Origin of the sequence: Rathayibacter sp. VKM Ac-2927 (assembly GCF_022815525.1) — a bacterium.
Classification (GTDB): domain Bacteria; phylum Actinomycetota; class Actinomycetes; order Actinomycetales; family Microbacteriaceae; genus Rathayibacter; species Rathayibacter festucae.
The window spans coordinates 34,220-52,077 of sequence record NZ_JALGRT010000001.1 but is presented as its reverse complement, the minus strand read 5'-3'; the positions used below and the strand labels follow the sequence as shown (position 1 = coordinate 52,077).

Genomic DNA, 17,858 nt, shown 5'->3' with positions numbered 1-17,858 from the left:
TGGAGTTCGCGCAGACTTTGCTAAAGTAGTCACGCGCTGTTCGCCTCCGGGTGAGCGGATGATCCTCGATAGCTCAATTGGCAGAGCAATCGGCTGTTAACCGGTAGGTTCTTGGTTCGAGTCCAAGTCGGGGAGCGAAGGGCCTGGGACTCCACTCCTGGGCCCTTTTTCGTGCCCTCGAGTCGGTCCTCCGGGCCCGGTCTCCGCGCCTCGTTCCCTGCGTGCTCACCGGTCCGCCGTGCTCCCTGCCACGACCCCGACCGGAGCCCCCATGCGCGACGACGTCCTCGACCTCCTCCGCCGCCGGCCCGACGTCGAGGCCCCCGACCTCGTCGCGGTCGACGCGAGCGACCGCCTCCTCCTCGACCTCGCCGCGGGGCACTCCCGGGTCGCCGTCGTCGGCGACGCCTTCGGCGCGCTGACGCTGGCCCTCGCCGCCGACGGCGTGGCGGTCTCCTCCGCCCAGGACTCGATCGTCGCCGAGCGGGCCCTCGCCGCCAACGCCGAGGCGGTCCGCGCCGCCGGCATCGAGCTCGCGCCCTTCACGATCGCCGACTCGATCGCCCAGGCGGTCGAGGGCGCCGAGATCGTGCTGCTGCGCCTCCCGCGCTCGCTCGACGCGCTGGCCGCCGTCGCGGCCGAGGTCGCGCTCGCGAACCCCGCCGCGCAGCTCATCGGCGCCGGGCGGATCAAGCACATGTCGCTCGGCATGAACGAGGTGCTGGCCCGCCGCTACGACCGGATCGACGTCAGCCTCGCCCGGCAGAAGTCGCGGGCGCTGCTCGCGAGCGAGGCGAAGGCGGAGCAGCCCCCCGCCGCCGGTGCGGAGCGCCGCCGTCTGGCCGAGCACCGGCTCGAGGTCGTCGCACTGCCCGGCGTCTTCGCCGGCGCCAAGCTCGACCTCGGCACCCGGGCGCTGCTCGCCGCGCTCGACCCGGCCGCGCTGCCCGGGGGAGTCGCGGTCGACCTCGGCTGCGGCTCCGGAGTGCTCGCCGCGTCGCTCGCGCTCGCCCGCCCGGACCTCGACGTGATCGCCACCGACAGCTCCCGCGCGGCCGTCGAGTCCGCCGGCCTGACCGCCGAGGCGAACGGCCTGGGCGACCGCATCCGGCTGCTCCGCGACGACAACGCCTCCACGCTCGCCGACGGCTCGGTCGACGTGGTGCTCTGCAACCCGCCGTTCCACTCCGACGGCGCGGTGACCGACCTCGTCGCGCGCCGGATGATCGCGGCCGCCGGCCGCATCCTCCGCCCCGGCGGCGAGCTGTGGACGGTCTTCAACTCGCACCTCGCGCACCCGGCCGAGCTGCGCCGCTCCGTCGGGCCGACCAAGATCATCGAGCGCAGCGCGAAGTTCACCGTCGCGCGCAGCCGCCGCGAGGGCTGAGCGCTCACTCGAGTCGGGTGAGTCGACCGCAAGCCCCCGCCGCGCCTCCGGCTCTCGCGCCCGCTCCCGGGTACCATCGCTCTCCGGCGTCCCCCCGCGCCGTTCCCTGATGCCCCGGAGGCCGTCGTGCTCGAAGTCGTCCTCGTCCTCGCCCTGATCGTCGCGGCGGGGGCGATCGTCCTGTGGCGCCGCTCCGCCGCCGCCGAGCGCCGCGCGCTCGACAGCCGGGCCGAGGAGACGGCGCGCGCCGTCGCCCTCGAGCTGTCGGTCCGGGAGCAGGAGGCGCGGCTGCGCATCGTCGGCGAGCTCGAGCAGCTCGCCGTCCGCGCCGCGTCGAAGGTGGTCGAGGAGGCCGAGAGCGTGCGCCTCACCATCGACCGCGATCCCGCCGCCGCCTCGCGCTCCGCCGGGCGGGCCGTCAGCGCCGCGGAGGCGTCGCTCGCCCAGCTGCGCCGCATCGCGACGGTCGCCGCGGTCGATCCGCGCGAGCTCCCCGCGACCGGCGGGACGGACGCCCTGATCGAGAGCGCCCGCGAGCGCGGCCTGATCGTGCAGGAGGAGACCTTCGGCGAGCCGTTCCCGCTGCAGGACGGCGCGGACGTCGCCGTGATGCGCGTGCTCGAGTACGCCTTCGACGAGGCCCTCGAGTCCGGCGGCACCGGCACCGAGCTGCGGATCACCTCCCGCTGGACCGCCACGGGCCTCCGCGTCGAGGTCGACGACGACCGCGAGCGCCACGCCGGCGTCGAGTCCGACGCGAGCGCCGTCGACGCCGACCTGCATGCGCTGACCGACCGGATCGACAGCCCGGCGCTCTCGGAGCTGCGCGAGCGGGCCGGCCTCTTCGGCGGCGACGTCGTCGAGAAGCGCACGCCGGGCGTCGGGCGCAGCGTCACCGCCTCCTTCCCGACCGTGCGCCACCACAACGGCGTGCACGGCGTCGACCTGGCCTAGGCCAGGGAGCGCCGGCCCGGAATCGGAGCGGAGGCGGGGTGCCTCGGACGCTCAGTCCTCGAGGTGCTCGAGGCCCGGGGTCCAGGAGACGCCGGGCACGCCCCAGCCGCGCTTGCGGGTGATCTTCGCGACGGGCTTGGCGTACTCGTGCTCGAGGCGGTCCGTGTAGAGGACGCCGTCGAGGTGGTCGAACTCGTGCTGGAAGACGCGGGCGAACCAGCCCTCCGCCTCGATCTCGAACGGCGTTCCGTCGAGGTCGACCGCGCGCAGGATCGCGCGCTCGGAGCGCCGCAGCGGGAAGCGCTCGCCGGGGAACGACAGGCAGCCCTCGGACTCGGTGTCCTCGTCGGCCTCGCCGAGCGGCGTCGGCGTGACGAAGAGCTCGGGGTTGATCGCGACGCCGCGGCGGGGAGTGCCGTCGTCGGCCTCGTAGTCGTAGACGAAGAGCCGCAGCGGCACACCGACCTGCGGTCCGGCCAGGCCGACGCCGGGCGCCGTGTCCATCGTCTCGAACATGTCCGCGACGAGCGTGCGGAGCGCGTCGTCGAACTCGGTGACGGGGGCGGCGGGGGAGTGCAGGACGGGGTCGCCGGCGATGCGGATGGGGAGGACGGCCATGGGGATCAGGGTATCGCGGGCCCTGCGGGCGGCCGTCCTGATCGTCATCCGCTGGTTAGCCGAGGTCCCCCGTGCGTCGGAGGATGCGCGGATCGAATCTGGGTAGGGTCGTCCCCATGCCCACTGATCTCACTGAATTGGCGGATCAGTTCACCCTCGATCCCGCGCAGTTCATCGGCATCCCGATCGCGCTGATCGGGGCGGTCTTCCTCTCGCTCGGTGCGCAGTTCCAGCACCGCGGAGTCGTCAAGGTGGAGCGCTTCTCGAAGCGCTCCGGTTCGAGCGGACTCAGCGGCGGGCAGCTCTTCGCGCTGCTGTCGCGGCCGTCCTGGGTGATCGGCACGCTGATGCTCGCGCTCGCGATCGTCTTCCAGCTCACCAGCCTCGGCTTCTCACCGCTCATCGTCGTCCAGCCGCTGGGCGCGGTCGCGCTCGTCATCACGGCGGTCGTGAACGCCCGGGTGAGCAAGGTGCGGCTGAACCCGTCCTCGATCCGGGCGATCGTCCTCTGCGTCGGCGGCGTGGGACTGTTCGTCCTCGTCGCAGCCTTCAACGCGGTGGACAAGTCCATCCAGACCTCGCAACTGATCACCATCCTCGTGATCCTCGCGGTCGTGCTGACCATCTTCGTGATCGCCTTCCGCGTCTTCCGCAAGAAGGCCCGCGCGATCTTCTACATCCTCGGCGCCGGCGTCGTCTACGGCTTCGTCGCCACCCTCGCCAAGGTCGTCCTCAACCGGATCAAGTTCGGCGAGTTCGACCCGCTGACCGTCGTCTGTATCGTGGCGCTCCTGGCGGCGACCGCGCTCGGCGGCTACTTCGTGCAGAACGCCTACGCCTCCGGGCCGCCGGACCTCGTCGTGGCCGGCCTGACCGTCGTCGACCCGCTGGTCGCCGTCGCGATCGGCATCATCGTCCTCGGCGAGGCGCAGTACGCGGCGCCGTGGGCGATCCCGCTCTTCATCGCGGCGGGAGTGGTCGCCATCTGGGGCGTCTTCCTCCTCGCGAAGCACCACCCGCAGGCCCGCTGAGCCGCCCGACGCGAGGCGCCGCAATCCCGGGTTCCGGCGCCCTCCGCGCCTACACTGGGACCGCTTCGAGACGCCGTGCACCCGCCCGAACCCACGCCGATCGCTCCACTCCCTCGAGCGACACGACATCGTTAGGACCCACTCCGTGTCAGATCCCCGCGACGCGTCACGCCCCGAGTCGTCGACCGGCGACTCCGCTCCGGTGGACGCCGCCCGCCGCCCGCTGACCGTCGTGATCGGCTGCGACACCTTCGCGCCGGACGTCAACGGAGCCGCCAAGTTCGCCGAGCGCCTCGCCGCCGGCCTGCAGGCGCGCGGCCACGAGGTGCACGTCGTCGCCCCGTCCGCCGACGGCTGGAGCGGCACCCGCGTCGAGGACCACGAGGGCCAGCGGATCATCGTGCACCGCCTCTTCAGCCTCCGGTGGCCCCCGCACGACTGGCTGCGCTTCGCGATGCCGTGGCGCATCCGCCAGAACAGCGCGCGGATCCTCGACGAGGTGAAGCCCGACGTCGTGCACTTCCAGTCCCACGTCATCGTCGGCCGCGGCCTCGGCCAGGAGGCGGCCAAGCGCGGCATCCGCATCATCGGCACCAACCACTTCATGCCCGAGAACATGCTCGAGTTCACGCTGCTGCCCAAGGCCGCCCAGGCGAAGGCCGTGGCGATGGCCTGGCGGGCCGCCCGCCGCACCTTCGGCCGCGCGGAGGCCGTCACGACGCCGACCCGCAAGGCCGCGCAGTTCCTCGAGAAGTACACCGGACTGCAGGGCGTGCGTGCGATCTCCTGCGGCATCGACGCCGACAACTACACGCCCGACTTCACTCCGCGCACCGCCAACCGCATCCTCTTCGTGGGGCGCGTCACCGGCGAGAAGCACATCGACGTCCTGCTCCGCGCGGTCTCGCTGCTCGATCCGTCGCTGGACGCGCAGCTGGAGATCGTCGGCGGCGGCGACCAGATGCGCAACCTGCAGCAGCTCGCCACCACCCTCGGCATCGCCGACCGCGTCCACTTCACCGGCTACGTCTCCGACGCCGAGCTGAAGCAGGCGTACAGCCGGGCGACCGTCTTCGCGATGCCCTCCATCGCCGAGCTGCAGAGCATCGCGACCATGGAGGCGATGGCCTCGGCCCTGCCCGTGGTCGCCGCCGACGCGATGGCCCTCCCGCACCTCGTCCACGAGGGCGAGAACGGCCACCTCTTCGAGCCCGGCAGCGCGCAGGCCCTCGCTGACGGCCTCACCGACGTCCTGACGGCCGACCCCGAGCGCCTCGAGGCCTTCAAGCGCAGCTCGCTCCGCATCGTCGCCGCCCACGACATCAACCGCACGATCAGCACTTTCGAGAGCCTGTATCGTGGGGAGCCGGTGGCCGATCCGGCTGCCGACGCAGCGTCCGCTCCGGCAGGCCGAGCCGCCTCCTGACGGCCCGCCCCGCTCGCCTCGGGTGCCGCGGGGCGTTAGCTCAGCCGGTCAGAGCAGCGGACTCATAATCCGTCGGTCACGGGTTCAAGTCCCGTACGCCCTACTTCAGTCCCCGTCCCCGTCGCGCCGCCGGCCCGCGCCTCGACTCCGCAGTAGTCGTCGTACTCGCGCGCTGAGTACGCCAACTTCTGCGCACTCGACGCGACCTCGCCGTCGGTCCCGCCGCGCGTGCGCGAAAGTCGTCGTACTCCGGCGGCGAGTGCGACAACTTCTGCGGAGTGGGCGGAGTGGAGGGCGTCAGGCGTCCGGGCGGGACTTCTTCAGGCGGGACTTCGCGGCGCGCTCGGTGAGGACGGAGAGGTAGTCCTGGACCGGGCGGTCGGCGAGGGAGTCGAGCTCCTTCTGGACGGCCGACTCCACCTCGGCGGCGGGGCGGTCGGGGAAGCGGGTGCGCAGGCGCGCGGACACTTCGGAGACGATCTGGTCGAGGTTCACTTCAGCGGTCACGGGCGGATCTTCCTCCCCGTTGGTTAACGGATGGTGTTCCTTCTGCGTCGACCGCGTCGGCGCTAGCACGTCCGCCGCCCGGAAGCCCGTAGTGGCCGGTCTCCGCACGACGTGGTTCGCTGTTCTCGTGCCTGACCTCCCGATGTTCCCGCTCGGCTCCGTGCTGCTGCCGCACATGCCGCTCCCGCTCCGGCTGTTCGAGCCGCGGTATCTGCGGATGCTCGGCGACGTGCTCGAGGACGACACGCTCTCGTTCGGCGTCGTGCTCATCGAGCGCGGGCAGGAGGTCGGGGGCGGCGATCAGCGCTTCCCGATCGGCACGGTCGCGCGCATCCTCAACATCGACGGCGCCGAGTCGTTCGTCACCATCGACAGTGTCGGCGAGAACCGCTTCGAGGTCGTCCGCTGGTACGACGACGACCCGTATCCGAAGGCCGAGGTGCGCCCCGTCGCGCCGCTGGAGTGGGCGCCGGAGCACGAGGAGCTGCTGCGCTCCGCCGAATCGGCGGTGCGGACGGCGCTGGCGGTCGCGAGCGAGTTCGTCGAGCAGCGCTACGGCGCCGTCGTCGAGCTGGCCGAGGACCCGGCCGCGCACGCCTGGCAGCTCGCGGGTGTCGCTCCGGTCACCGAGCTCGACCGGCTCGCGTTCCTGCGGAGCACCTCGATGGTGGAGCTGCTCGAGGCCGTGCGCGAGCGCTCATCCGAGGCGACCGAGTCGTTCCGGGCCGGCTGGGCCTGATCGAGCACTACCGCTGAGTTCTGTCTCCAGCTGACCGCGGGAGAGCGCCCTATTCCTCGAGTGCGACTCCGCGCTCGGCGGCGAGCTTCGCCAGGTCGTCGACGACGAGGAGCGCCATCCGCACCGAGCGGTCTCGCTGATACTCCTCGTCGTCCGCGTCGATCAGCGGCGCGCGGTCGAGGGTCTCCTCGATCGACTGCGACAGCTCGCGCCAGGCGTCCTGCCGAGCGTCGTCGACGAGCGAGGCCAGGTACTGCTCGTCCCGCGCGCGGTGGCGCAGGGAGTCGGCGACCGCGAGCGAGAGCCGCTCCCGGTGATCGAGGTTGTCGATGTCGGCGGAGCGGTAGTCGTGCACGTGGTCGGAGCGGCCGCCGACCAGGGTCGCGTCCGCGGCGATGGCGCGCAGGCGCTCGGCCGCCGCCTCGGACTCGTCGGCGAGCTTCTCCAGCTCGGCGGCGGCGATGACGGAGTAGTGCCGGACGTCGAAGGGGACGCCCTCCGCCAGACCGTCCATCAGCACGCGGTTCTTCACAGCCATGCGGCTCGCGTACTGGGCGAGCAGCAGGCCCTCCTCCGCGGCCTCCTCGACCGAGACGGGCTCGCGCGACGGGTTCTCGTCCGGGTCGTACGGCTCCATCTTGAACCTGCGTCGACGGCGGAACCACACGCGCGTCACCTGCACCCTCGGTTCGAGCGCCCCGCCCGCCGGAGCACCTCTTCGAGAATACCGGTCGGGCGGGCGCGATGGTCGGCCGGTCAGGCGTCCCGCCAGTCGTCCTGCAGCAGGTGCGAGCCGGCCTGCGGCCCCATCTGCAGCATGCCGCCGTCGACGGCGTAGGACGCTCCCGTGATGTAGGCGCCCGCGGGCGAGGCGAGGAGGGCGATCACGGCCGCGATCTCGCGCGCGTCGCCGGGACGGCCGAGCGGGATGCCCGGGCGGTCGATGCCCTGCGGATCCACGTCCTCCGCGTCGTTCATCGGGGTCGCGATCTCGCCGGGCGCCACCGCGTTGGCGGTGATGCCGTAGCGGCCGAGCTCGAGGGCGGCGACCTTCAGCAGTCCGCCGAGGCCGTGCTTGGCGGCGACGTAGGCGCTCGCACCGACGCGGGGCTGGTGCTCGTGCACGCTCGTGACGCCGATCAGCCGACCACCGGAGCCCTGCTCGACCATGATGCGGGCGGCGCGCTGGAGGCCGACGAACGCTCCGTCGAGGTTCAGCGCGACGACCTCGCGCCAGCTGTCCAGGCTCTGCTCGAGGAAGGGCTCGCCGCCGCCCCCGCCCGCGTTGTTGACGAAGACGTCGAGTCCGCCGAGGCGCTGGGCCAGGTCGTCGATCACGTCGCCGACCCGATCGAGCTCGGTCGCGTCGAGGTGGGCGACCTCGGCGCGGCGGCCGTGCGAGCGCACCTCCTCCGCGGTCTCCAGGGCGCCCTGCTCGTCGCTGTGCCAGGTGATGCCGACGTCCATGCCGGCCTCGGCGAGGGCGACGGCGGCGGCTCGGCCGATGCCGGAGTCCGAGGCCGTGACGACGGCGCGGGTGGGGTGGAAGTCGCGGGGTCCCTGGGTCATGTCGTCTCCTGTTCCGAGGCGCAGCGCGCCTCCTCGATCACGATCCCAGCACCGGCGTCGGCCGGCCGGCAGACGCTTGACACGCCGGTCACCGCGGTCGCGGGCGTGGCGGATGTCCGGGCGAGGGCCCGGATCGAGTTGACTGTCCTGATGGACTCCCGACGCATCTCCGTCGTCGTCCCCGTCAAGGACGACGCCCGGCACCTCGAGCGGCTGCTCGCCCTCCTGGCCGAGCAGACCCTCGCCCCCTTCGAGATCGTCGTCGTCGACGACGGCAGCACCGATGACAGCGCGGACGTCGCCCGTGCAGCGGGCGCGCGGGTGATCGTGCACGGCGGGACCGGCATACCCGCCAGCACGGCGCACGGCTTCGACGAGGCGGAGGGCGACGTGCTCGCCCGGCTGGACGCCGACTCTCAGCCCGACCGGCACTGGCTCGCGCGGATCGCCGCGCACTTCGCCGACCCGGGCGTCGGAGCGGTGACCGGCCCCGGCCGGTTCGTCGAGCTCGGCCCGGTCGCGCGGAACCTCGCCCGGATCGTCTACATGGACGCGTACTTCGTGCTGATGGGCTCCGCGCTGGCCAACTGGCCGCTCTTCGGCTCGAACTGCGCCGTCCGCCGCTCGGCCTGGCAGGAGATCGCGGGGGAGATGCACCGCGACGACCCCTACGTGCACGACGACGTCGAGATCAGCGTGCACTTGGGCCTGCGCCACCGGATCGTCTACGACCGCCACCTGGAGGTCGGCATCTCGGCGCGACCGTTCGGCGCCGCGGCCGACATGGTGCGGCGCCTCGACCGCGCCCTGCACACGCTGCGCCGGCACCCCGGGCTCGGCGACCCGGTGCAGCGCTGGATCCACCGCACCCGGCGCCGGCACGTGGAGCGGCTGAGGGCCCTCTCCGCCGCCCGCCGCGCTCCGCGCTAGGACTCCGCGGGGGTCGCGGCCGGAGCCTCGGCCGGTCGCGGGTCGTCCTTCGGCATCGCGCGGACCGCGAAGAGCATGCCGACGGCGAGCACCGTCAGCGCGATGCAGACGAAGCGGGTGCCGGCCGCGAGGCCCTCGGGCGTCGGATCGCCGCCACCGGCCTGGGCGTTGACGATCGCGCCGAACACCGCGACGGCGATCGCGCTGCCGATGTTGCGGGCGAAGAAGTTCGTCGAGGACACGACGCCGCGCTCGTTCCACTCGACGCTCGCCTGCGCGCGGATGAGGGTCGGCGTCGCGACCAGACCCATCCCGGCGCCGATCAGCACGCAGAAGCCCGCGATCTCCCAGAGGCTCGACGAGGCGCCGAGGAGGATCGTCAGCCCGGTGCCGATGGTGACCAGCGCCGCGCCGAGGAAGGCCGTGCGGCGGAAGCCGATCCGCAGGTAGAGCCTACCGGAGAGGCTCGCCGCGACCGGCCAGCCGATCGTCATCGCGGCGACCGCGAAGCCGGCGCCGAGGGCGGAGCTGCCGAGGACGCCCTGCGCGAAGGTCGGGAAGTAGGAGGTGACGCCGAGCGTGATCGCGCCGACCGTCACCGAGACGAGACTCGTCGAGAGCAGCACCCGCCGCGTGAGCACCCAGAGCGGCAGCACCGGGGCGACCGCTCGGCGCTCGATGGCGACGAAGCCGGCGAAGGCGAGCGCCGCGACGACGAAGACGCCGACGCCCGCGGGCGAGAGCCAGGGCCAGGCGTTGCCGCCCTCGAGCAGGCCGAGGATCAGCAGCGCGGTGCCGACGGCGAGCACCGACGCGCCGGCGAGGTCGAGCGGGGTGCGCTCGCCGCGGGTGGTCTCGCGGAAGCTGCGGATCAGGAGGAAGGCCGCGAGCAGGCAGAGCGGGATGTTGACCAGGAAGATCCAGCGCCAGGCGCCCAGGTCCGAGAGCACGCCGCCGAGAGTGGGGCCGACGACCGAGGAGATGCCCCAGACGCTGGCGAGGTAGCCCTGGGTCTTCGCCCGCTCGGCGACCGTGTAGATGTCGCCGGCGATGGTGATGCCCATCGGCTGGATCGCCCCGGCGCCGAGGCCCTGCAGGGCGCGGAAGGCGATCAGCGCGGGCATGCTCCAGGCCAGGCCGCAGAGCAGCGAGCCGACGAGGAAGAGGCCGATCCCGATCAGCATGATGGGCTTCCGGCCGATCACGTCGGAGAGCTTGCCGTAGAGCGGGACGGAGACCGCCTGGGCGAGCAGGTAGATGGAGAACAGCCAGGGGAACTGCTCGAAGCCGCCGAGGTCCGCGACGATCGAGGGCACCGCGGTGGAGAGGATGGTCGCGTCGAGGGCGACCAGCGCGGTCGAGATCATCAGCGCCAGGAGGATCGGACCGCGCTCGGAGCGCAGTCCGACGCTCGCGCGCGTGGGGGAGTCGGTCATTCCGCTCACGCTATTGCAGAGCCGGGCGATGGAACGGGGGCTCGACGCACTCGGTAGACTGGCCCTATGGAACTCGTGCTCTGGCTCGTCGTAGCCGCCATCGCCGGTGTCGGCCTCGTCTCCGGAGTCGCGGCTCTGGTCGCCATGACGAAGGCGCCCTGGTCCGACGGCAAGTAGCGGGGTCCGGGGTCGCACCCGCCCGCCCTCACTCGTAGTACCGCACCACGCTCCAGCACGGATCCGTCGAGGCGACGACGTCGAGCACGAACGCTCCGCCCGTCTCGAGATCGGTCGCCTGGAAGCGCCAGCCGCCGATGCTGACCGGCACGCCGCCGAACGTCGGCGGGAAGCCGTCGAGCGGCGCCCACCAGTCGCTGGTGCGCGTCCAGACCGTCGGCCGATCGCTCACCCGATAGCTGGCGCCGCGCCATTCGAGTGCGACGGGCACTCCGTCGCCGTCGGTCGCGACCATCGCCGTCTCCTCGATCACCGCCATCGTGGGTGCTCCCGCCTGCTCCTCTCGACCCGCCGGACTCGACTGGCCGTTCGAACATGTGTTCGATAGTCTGCGAGTGTACGCCGCGGCGCCCGTGCTCGCCACGGCAGCGGATCGACCGGGCAGGAGGCGAGATGATCGAGTGGAGTCCCCTCCAGATGCTGCGCAGCAGCGGGCCCGACGAGTGGGTCATGGTGGACGCGATGCGGACCGGGCGGATCGGGCTGATCCGCAGGATCGAGACGGGACCGTACCGCGAGAGCTGGTTCCGGGCCGTCACCTGGGCCGCGGAGCCGGGCAAGCGGACGCTGGTGGGCTACTCGCGGTCGATGGAGACCATCGCGGCCACGCTGTGGGCGCATCAGCCGCTGACCGCGCAGGAGAAGCCGTTCCCGGGCTACCCGGCGTCGAGGCCGGCCGGGGCGCCCGCGCCGTGAGTCCGGCGGCCGAGGCCGTCGTCCGAGCTCGCGCCCCCGCGGAGGAGAATGGCCGGATGCTTATCGCGCTCACCGGTGGCCCCACGGGGGAGTGGCGGGCGGTCGTCTCGGACGGCTCGGGGGCCGAGGTGGGCGGCGGGCGCGGTCCGGTCGAGCTGGCCGCCTTCGTCCGCGAGCGGGAGGCGGAGCGTCCGCGCTGGGTCTGGGACGACACCGCCCGCTGGTACCCGGCTCTCCTGGCCGAGGGCGTGCACGTCGCGCGCTGCCACGATCTCCGCCTCGCCCGGGCGATCCTCCGCCGTTCGGAGCAGACGGCGCGCTCGCCGCTCGCCCGCGCGGCTCCCGACGCCTGGGACGCCGGGGCCGCCGCCCCGGTCGCCGGCGACACGCTGCTCGGCTTCGAGGAGGCGCCCGCGGAGACGGACGAGCTGGACCCGCTGGTCGAGCTCGCCCGGCAGGAGGAGGCGCTGGCAGCGGCCGCGCAGGGCGGGCGCCTGCGACTCCTGCTCGCCGCGGAGTCGGTCGGCGCGCTGATCGCCCGCGAGATCGCCGCGGCCGGGCTGCCGTGGCGCGCCGACGTCCACGACCGCGTCCTCACCGATCTGCTCGGCCCGCGTCCGCGCTTCGGCGGACGGCCGGCCCGCCTCGAGGCCCTGGCCGACGACATCCGCCGTGAGCTGGACGCGCCCGAGCTGAACCCCGACTCGCCGGCGGACCTCCTGCGCGCGCTCCGCCGCGCCGGACTCACGGTCGAGTCGACCCGCTCCTGGGAGCTGACCTCGATCGAGCATCCGGTGATCCCGCCGCTGCTGGAGTACAAGAAGCTCTCGCGCCTGCTGACCGCCAACGGCTGGGCCTGGCTCGACGCCTGGGTGCACGACGGGCGCTTCCGACCGGAGTACGTCGTCGGCGGCGTCGTCACCGGCCGCTGGGCGACGTCGGGCGGGGGAGCGCTGCAGCTGCCGCGGCAGATCCGCGCCGCAGTGACCGCGGACGCGGGCTGGAAGCTGGTGGTCGCCGATGCGGCGCAGCTGGAGCCGCGCATCCTCGCCGCGCTGGCGGGCGACTCCGTGATGGCCGCCGCGGGTCGGGGCAAGGACCTCTACCAGGGCATCGTCGACGCGGGAGTCGTCCCGGACCGGCCGCGGGCGAAGGTGGCGATGCTCGGCGCGATGTACGGGGCGACGAGCGGTGAGGCCGGTCGGCTGCTCCCGCGACTCACGCGCGCGTACCCGCTCTCCGTCGCGCACGTCGAGGCGGCCGCCCGCGCCGGCGAGCGGGGCGAGCGGGTGTCGACCCGGCTCGGACGCAGCTCACCGCCCGGTGACGTCGACGCCGGTGGTCAGCGCGCACGCGACTGGGGGCGCTTCACCCGCAACTTCGTCGTGCAGGGCACGGCCGCCGAGTGGGCGCTCTGCTGGATGGGCGAGCTGCGGGCCCGGCTGCGCGCGGAGGGCGCGCTCGCGCACCTCGTCTACTTCCTGCACGACGAAGTGATCGTGCACGCGCCCGCGGAGGAGGCGGAGCGGGTCGCAGCGGTCGTGCGCGACGCCGCGGTGCGCGCGGGGCGGGCTCTGTTCGGCGATCAGGACATCGACTTCCCGGTCACCGTCGCGATCGTCGACGCCTACGACGAGGCGAAGTGACGCGAGTGCCCGACCGAGGCTCCGGTGCGGTGGCTCAGTACCAGTGCGGCGAGCGGTTGTTCCAGGCCGACCAGGCCGCGCACGGCGAGCCGTAGCGGTCGGAGATGTAGGCCAGACCCCAGTCGATCTGGGTCGCGGCGTTGGTCTGGTAGTCCGCGCCGTAGGTCGCCATCTTGCTCGCCGGCAGCGCCTGCGGGATGCCGTAGGCGCCCGAGGAGCGGTTCAGCGCGTTCCAGCGCCAGCCCGACTCGCCGTTCCAGAGCGGGATGAGGCAGCTGTCGGCCTGATCCTGGCCCCAGCCGTGGACGCCCATGACGGAGCGCGCGTAGTTCTGCGCCTGCGCCGGCGACATGCCGTCGGTCCGGCCGGCGTAGCTGCCGAGCGCGGCGATGGTCTTCGCACTGCTGTCCTTGCCGGACGCGTCGTCGTCGCCGAGCTCGACCGGGCCGCCGCCTCCGCTTGTCGACGGGGCCGCGGGCGCCGCCGGTGCCGGAGCGGAGGGTGCGGACGGCGCCTTCGCGGCCTGCTGACGCCGGGCCTCCGCCTCGGCGGCGAGGCGGGAGAGGCGCTCCTGCTCCTCGAACGCGGCCTTCGCCTCCTGACCGGTGGCGAACTCCTCCTCGAGCGCGGCCGTGGTGTTCTTCAGCGAGGCGAGCTGCTCGTAGAGCCCGGCGCTGTACTGCTCCTGGTCGGCGACCTTCGCGTCGGCCTCGGACTGCGCGGCCTGCGCCGTGGCGAGCGCGTCCTGCGCGGCGCTGACGAGGGAGAGCCGCTCCGTGCGCGCCTGCTCCGCCTGCTCGGCGAGGGAGGCGGCGGCGTTCTCGGTCGACTCGGCGTCGCTCTGGAGGCGGCTGGTCTGCAGGGTGAGCTGGCTCATGGTGCCGAGGCGGTAGAGCAGCTTGTCGGACTGATCGCCGCCGACCAGGAGGTTCAGCGTCGCGTCGGTGCCGCCGTTGCGGTAGAGCTGAGCGGCGAGCCGGCCTGCCTGCTCCTTCGCGGCGTCCGCGTCGGCACGGGCCGCGGCGGCGCGCTCCTCGAGGGCGGTCACGCGCTGGGTGGCCTCGTCGAGCGCGCTCTGAGCGGCGTCGGCCTCGGACGCGCGGGAGATGGCGGCGTCGGTGAGGGCGGCGGCCTGATCGCGCAGGTCGGCGAGGATCGCGGTGATGCGGTCGACCTCGGCGGCGGTCGCGGTCTCGCTCGACTTCGCGGCCTCGACGTCCGACCAGGACGGGTAGTCGGCCGGGTCGTAGGCGTTGGCCGCCATCGGCGCGGCCAGGGCGGCGCAGAGGACGAGGACCGTGCCCGCTCCGGCTGCGACGAGCCGTCGGCGCGCGGAGGTGGACACGCGGAGGCCGAGAGGCGAACGGATCATAGCCCCCACCCTAGGCGACGGCGCCCGCGCCTGTCTCGTGCCGGTCGTTCTGTGCGCTCAGCGGCCCCTCGGTCGCGGCGTCGTCCCGCGCCGCCGCCTTGCGTCCGCGCCGCGGGCGCTCGAGGGCGTAGCCGCGGACGGCCGCTCCGTCGCCCGCCCCGGCGAGCTCCTCTCTGGCGGCGTCGAGGAGCCGGCGCAGCGCGTCGTCGCGCACCAGCACCGCCCGTGCGGCGAGGCGGCGCTGCGGGTGCTCGTCGAGAGCCTCCTGCTCCTCGGGGAGCGTGCTCCCGTAGGCGTCGAGGACCGCATCGAGGTCGGCGTCGGAGAGGCTCGAGGCGAGGAGGATGCGGTCGAGCACGTCGTCCCAGTCCTCCTCGGCGGAGGCGCCCTCGCCGCTCAGCCAGGCGAGCGCCTCGGCCCGGCCCTCGTCGGTGAGCGCGTGCAGGGGGAGGCCGTCCTCCGTCGATCCCGCCGCCGCGACGAGGCCGCGCTCGCGCAGCCGGTCGAGCGTGGAGTAGATCTGCCCGACGTTGACGCGACGGCGGTGGGCCGCCCGATCGAGCAGCTCGGCGTGCAGCTGCAGCCCGTAGGCGGGACCGAGGGTGAGAAGAGCGAGCAGACCGTCGCGGACCGACACGGGGCTCCTCTCGAGCGGGTCGCGGGCCCGGAGCCGGGCGACGCCGCGGTTCGGGCGGACTTTCCCGAGTATAGGCAGGGGATCTGCGCGACCCGGCGGCGGGAGCGGCGAGGCGCCTTGTCGTGGCGCGGAGGGTCCTGCATAATCTCGACTGGTGGCTCGTCCACCGCACAAGAAGGCACTGCACGTCGCTCGTGGTCCAGGTCGTTGGGGAAGACGCACCAGGACGGACGGAGGACAGCGTGGTGACGCAACAGACTCGGGGTGTGCTCTTCGTGCACTCCGCCCCCCGCGCGCTCTGCCCCCATCTGGAATGGGGTGCGGGTCGCGCTCTCGGTCGTGCCGTGAACTTCGACTGGATCGAGCAGCCGGTGCAGCGCGGCGCCCAGCGCACCGAGTACGCCTGGGAGGGACCGGTCGGCACCGGTGCGGCGATCGCCTCCGCGCTCCGCGGCTGGGCCGACGTCCGCTACGAGGTGACCGAGGACCCCTCTCCGGGCGTCGACGGCGGCCGCTGGATGCACACTCCCGAGCTGGGCGTCTTCTACGCGCAGACGGACAGCGCCGGCAACACCGTCGTCCCCGAGGACCGCATCCGCTCCGCCATGGAGAGCGCCGGAGCCGACCCGATCGAGCTGCACCGGGAGCTGCGCCTCGCCCTCGGCCAGGCCTGGGAGGACGAGCTCGAGCCGTTCCGCGCCGCCAGCGACTTCGCGCGGGTCATCTGGATGCACAGCGTCGGCTGAGCGGGCGGTGCCCACTTCTGCGCCGCTCCCTGCGCGGCGCAGCGCGGTCGGCTCGGGGAGGTGGTCGCGTTCTGCAGAGCGGGGTGCGGACGGCGACGGCGATTCGCTGGTACGCGAATCGCCGGATGCGCCTCGGGGCGCCCGGCGATGCGGCGGGCGCGACTCTCTGAAGGGTGGGCGCATCTTCGGCTCGTGAGACGCGCTTCGGCTCGTCGGAACGGCGGGATCCGGCTGCTGTTCCGCCGTGCTGGGGACGGTGGGTCTCGATACGCCCCTTCGGGGCTACTCGACCAGCATGGCCGGGCGCTGGCGGAGGTTCCGGACGGAGCGAGCCGCAGGCGATGCGGTCGCTCCACCCGGAGTGCTGCAGCGAGTGTCCGACGGAGCGAGCCGCAGGCGATGCGGTCTGGTTCCCCGGACTGTGGGCGAGGGCTTGCGGTGAACGACCACCCTCGCGGCACGAGGCGTATCCGGCGATCCGCGTCCCAGCGGATCGCCGTCGCCGCACCGCACCGGCCCTGCGATCCGCAGCCCCGTAGGGAGCGGACGCGCCTGCGCCGCGCGATGCGCGGCGCAGCCCGCGTTCCGCTCGGAGTGACGGGGCTACGCCCCGTTACACCGACCGGAACGCGGCAACAGCATTGTGCCCCCCGAACCCGAACGAGTTGGAGAGGGCGACGAGGGGCAAGGCTCCGAGGTCGCGCGGGCTGGTGACCACGTCGAGCGGGATCTGCGGGTCCTGCTCGAAGAGGTTGATGGTGGGCGGGGCGGTGCGCTCGTGCAGGGCGAGGACGGTGAAGATCGCCTCGAGGGCGCCGGTGCCGCCGAGGAGGTGGCCGGTGGCGGCTTTGGTGGCGGAGACGGCGATGTTCGGGAGGTGGTCGCCGAAGACGCGGGCGAGGGCGCGGTACTCGGCGATGTCGCCGACGGGGGTGCTGGTCGCGTGGGCGTTGACGTGGGTGACGTCGGTGCGGGCGGCGCCGGCCTGCTCGAGAGCCTCGATCATGGCGCGGGCGGCGGCGGAGCCCTCGGGGTCGGGGGCGGTGATGTGGTACGAGTCGCTGGTGACGGCGCCGCCGGCGAGCTCGGCGTAGATGCGGGCGCCGCGGGCCAGGGCGTGCTCCTCGGTCTCGAGGACGAGGGTGGCGGCGCCCTCGCCGAGGACGAAGCCGTCGCGGGAGACGTCGTAGGGGCGGGAGGCGGTGGCCGGGTCGTCGTTGCGGCGCGAGAGGGCCTGCATCGAGGCGAAGGCGGCGAGGGGGAGCGGGTGGACGACCGACTCGGTGCCGCCGGCGATGACGACGTCGGCGAGGCCGCGCTGGAGGTGCTCGTAGGCGTTGGCGATCGCCTCGGTGCTGGACGCGCAGGCCGACACGTCGGTGCGGGCGTAGGCGCGGGAGGGGATCGACATGCTGATCGCGGCCGCGGCGGCGTTGGGCATGAGCATGGGGATGGTCATCGGGAGGACGCGGCGGGGGCCGCGCTCGCGGAGGGTGTCCCACGCGTCGATGAGCGTCCAGAGTCCGCCGATGCCGGTGGAGTAGTCGACGCCGACGCGCAGCGGGTCGACGTCGGTGATGCCGGAGTCGGCCCACGCCTCGCGGGCGGAGATCAGGGCGAACTGGCTGGAGGGGTCGAGGCGCTTGGCCTCGGGCCGGGGGAGGACCTCCTCCGGGCGCACCTTCGCCTGCGCGGCGAAGGTGACGGGGAGCTCGAGCTCGGTCACCCAGTCGGCCTGGATCGTGCTGACGCCGGACTCACCCGCGAGAAGGGCGTTCCAGGACTCGCGAGCGGTGCCGCCGAGGGGCGTGCTGGCTCCGATGCCGGTGACGACGATTTTCTTGGGACTCATGACGACGATCTCTGTTCCGTGACGGGTGGGTTCCGGGCGCACCCCGGCCGGGCTCAGCGCCCTGGCCGGGGTGTC

At 73.3% G+C, this 17,858-nt stretch carries 18 protein-coding genes and 2 tRNA genes; 11 read left to right on the top strand and 9 right to left on the bottom strand.

From position 1 onward, the window contains the following. The first annotated feature begins 62 nt into the window (after positions 1-62). The 3 genes from MT353_RS00285 (at position 63) to MT353_RS00275 (ending at position 2,341) form a co-directional block, all read left to right on the top strand. Positions 63-135, top strand: a tRNA-Asn gene (locus MT353_RS00285). A gap of 136 nt (positions 136-271) precedes the next feature. After that, positions 272-1,387 (top strand): class I SAM-dependent methyltransferase, encoded by a 1,116-nt coding sequence (locus MT353_RS00280; protein ID WP_243623287.1) that lies wholly within the window; start codon positions 272-274, stop codon positions 1,385-1,387. 126 nt (positions 1,388-1,513) lie between these two features. After that, complete coding sequence (locus MT353_RS00275; protein WP_243623286.1) at positions 1,514-2,341, top strand: hypothetical protein; 828 nt, start codon at positions 1,514-1,516, stop codon at positions 2,339-2,341. Between the two features lie 51 nt (positions 2,342-2,392). On the opposite strand, the gene def is transcribed toward MT353_RS00275, so the two are convergent. After that, complete coding sequence (def, locus tag MT353_RS00270; RefSeq protein ID WP_243623285.1) at positions 2,393-2,959, bottom strand: peptide deformylase; 567 nt, start codon at positions 2,957-2,959, stop codon at positions 2,393-2,395. A gap of 116 nt (positions 2,960-3,075) precedes the next feature. Here def and MT353_RS00265 point away from each other — a divergent pair, with 116 nt between their 5' ends. The 3 genes from MT353_RS00265 to MT353_RS00255 all read left to right on the top strand — a co-directional run bounded on the left by MT353_RS00265 (position 3,076) and on the right by MT353_RS00255 (position 5,519). Then, positions 3,076-3,990: a DMT family transporter gene (locus MT353_RS00265; RefSeq protein WP_243623284.1), complete on the top strand. Its 915-nt coding sequence runs from the start codon at positions 3,076-3,078 to the stop codon at positions 3,988-3,990. A 202-nt stretch (positions 3,991-4,192) separates the two neighbouring features. Beyond that, the gene (locus MT353_RS00260; RefSeq protein WP_243623754.1) at positions 4,193-5,416 is read left to right on the top strand and encodes a glycosyltransferase; all 1,224 of its coding nucleotides are present in this window, start codon (positions 4,193-4,195) and stop codon (positions 5,414-5,416) included. Between the two features lie 29 nt (positions 5,417-5,445). Beyond that, a tRNA-Ile gene (locus MT353_RS00255) sits at positions 5,446-5,519 on the top strand. A 194-nt stretch (positions 5,520-5,713) separates the two neighbouring features. Here the strand turns inward: MT353_RS00255 and MT353_RS00250 are convergent. Next, positions 5,714-5,923, bottom strand: coding sequence for a three-helix bundle dimerization domain-containing protein (locus MT353_RS00250; protein WP_132437785.1), 210 nt, complete (start codon positions 5,921-5,923; stop codon positions 5,714-5,716). A 127-nt stretch (positions 5,924-6,050) separates the two neighbouring features. Between MT353_RS00250 and MT353_RS00245 the strand changes: the two genes are divergently transcribed. Then, on the top strand, positions 6,051-6,662 hold the full coding sequence (locus MT353_RS00245; RefSeq protein ID WP_243581747.1) for an LON peptidase substrate-binding domain-containing protein: 612 nt from the start codon (positions 6,051-6,053) through the stop codon (positions 6,660-6,662). 49 nt (positions 6,663-6,711) lie between these two features. On the opposite strand, the gene MT353_RS00240 is transcribed toward MT353_RS00245, so the two are convergent. Both MT353_RS00240 and MT353_RS00235 read right to left on the bottom strand, forming a co-directional pair. Beyond that, positions 6,712-7,299: a hypothetical protein gene (locus tag MT353_RS00240; RefSeq protein WP_243623283.1), complete on the bottom strand. Its 588-nt coding sequence runs from the start codon at positions 7,297-7,299 to the stop codon at positions 6,712-6,714. Between the two features lie 119 nt (positions 7,300-7,418). Further along, positions 7,419-8,231 carry an SDR family oxidoreductase gene (locus tag MT353_RS00235; protein WP_243623282.1) on the bottom strand — a complete coding sequence of 271 codons (813 nt, stop codon included), beginning with the start codon at positions 8,229-8,231 and terminating at the stop codon, positions 7,419-7,421. Between the two features lie 150 nt (positions 8,232-8,381). On the opposite strand from MT353_RS00235, the gene MT353_RS00230 reads away from it, so the two are divergent. Then, complete coding sequence (locus MT353_RS00230) at positions 8,382-9,161, top strand: glycosyltransferase family 2 protein (protein ID WP_123735474.1); 780 nt, start codon at positions 8,382-8,384, stop codon at positions 9,159-9,161. Here MT353_RS00230 and MT353_RS00225 read toward each other — a convergent pair. Continuing rightward, positions 9,158-10,597 (bottom strand): MDR family MFS transporter, encoded by a 1,440-nt coding sequence (locus MT353_RS00225; RefSeq protein WP_243599067.1) that lies wholly within the window; start codon positions 10,595-10,597, stop codon positions 9,158-9,160. The two genes, MT353_RS00230 and MT353_RS00225, sit on opposite strands and share 4 nt — an antisense overlap. Positions 10,598-10,802: 205 nt before the next feature. Further along, positions 10,803-11,093, bottom strand: a complete 291-nt coding sequence (locus MT353_RS00220; protein ID WP_243623281.1) for a hypothetical protein — start codon at positions 11,091-11,093, stop codon at positions 10,803-10,805. Positions 11,094-11,227: 134 nt separating this feature from the next. Between MT353_RS00220 and MT353_RS00215 the strand changes: the two genes are divergently transcribed. Both MT353_RS00215 and MT353_RS00210 read left to right on the top strand, forming a co-directional pair. Beyond that, positions 11,228-11,530, top strand: coding sequence for a hypothetical protein (locus tag MT353_RS00215; RefSeq protein ID WP_123445655.1), 303 nt, complete (start codon positions 11,228-11,230; stop codon positions 11,528-11,530). Positions 11,531-11,586: 56 nt separating this feature from the next. After that, positions 11,587-13,176, top strand: a complete 1,590-nt coding sequence (locus MT353_RS00210) for a bifunctional 3'-5' exonuclease/DNA polymerase (RefSeq protein ID WP_243623280.1) — start codon at positions 11,587-11,589, stop codon at positions 13,174-13,176. A gap of 34 nt (positions 13,177-13,210) precedes the next feature. Here the strand turns inward: MT353_RS00210 and MT353_RS00205 are convergent, their stop codons facing one another. Together MT353_RS00205 and MT353_RS00195 are read right to left on the bottom strand one after the other, a co-directional pair. Beyond that, the gene (locus MT353_RS00205) at positions 13,211-14,548 is read right to left on the bottom strand and encodes a hypothetical protein (protein WP_279400452.1); all 1,338 of its coding nucleotides are present in this window, start codon (positions 14,546-14,548) and stop codon (positions 13,211-13,213) included. A gap of 10 nt (positions 14,549-14,558) precedes the next feature. Further along, positions 14,559-15,185, bottom strand: a complete 627-nt coding sequence (locus MT353_RS00195) for a PadR family transcriptional regulator (protein ID WP_243581738.1) — start codon at positions 15,183-15,185, stop codon at positions 14,559-14,561. A gap of 266 nt (positions 15,186-15,451) precedes the next feature. Here MT353_RS00195 and MT353_RS00190 point away from each other — a divergent pair, with 266 nt between their 5' ends. Next, positions 15,452-15,931 carry a DUF3145 domain-containing protein gene (locus tag MT353_RS00190; protein ID WP_123703159.1) on the top strand — a complete coding sequence of 160 codons (480 nt, stop codon included), beginning with the start codon at positions 15,452-15,454 and terminating at the stop codon, positions 15,929-15,931. 613 nt (positions 15,932-16,544) lie between these two features. Here MT353_RS00190 and MT353_RS00185 read toward each other — a convergent pair. After that, positions 16,545-17,783, bottom strand: a complete 1,239-nt coding sequence (locus MT353_RS00185) for a beta-ketoacyl synthase (RefSeq protein ID WP_243623279.1) — start codon at positions 17,781-17,783, stop codon at positions 16,545-16,547. Positions 17,784-17,858 lie beyond the last annotated feature (75 nt).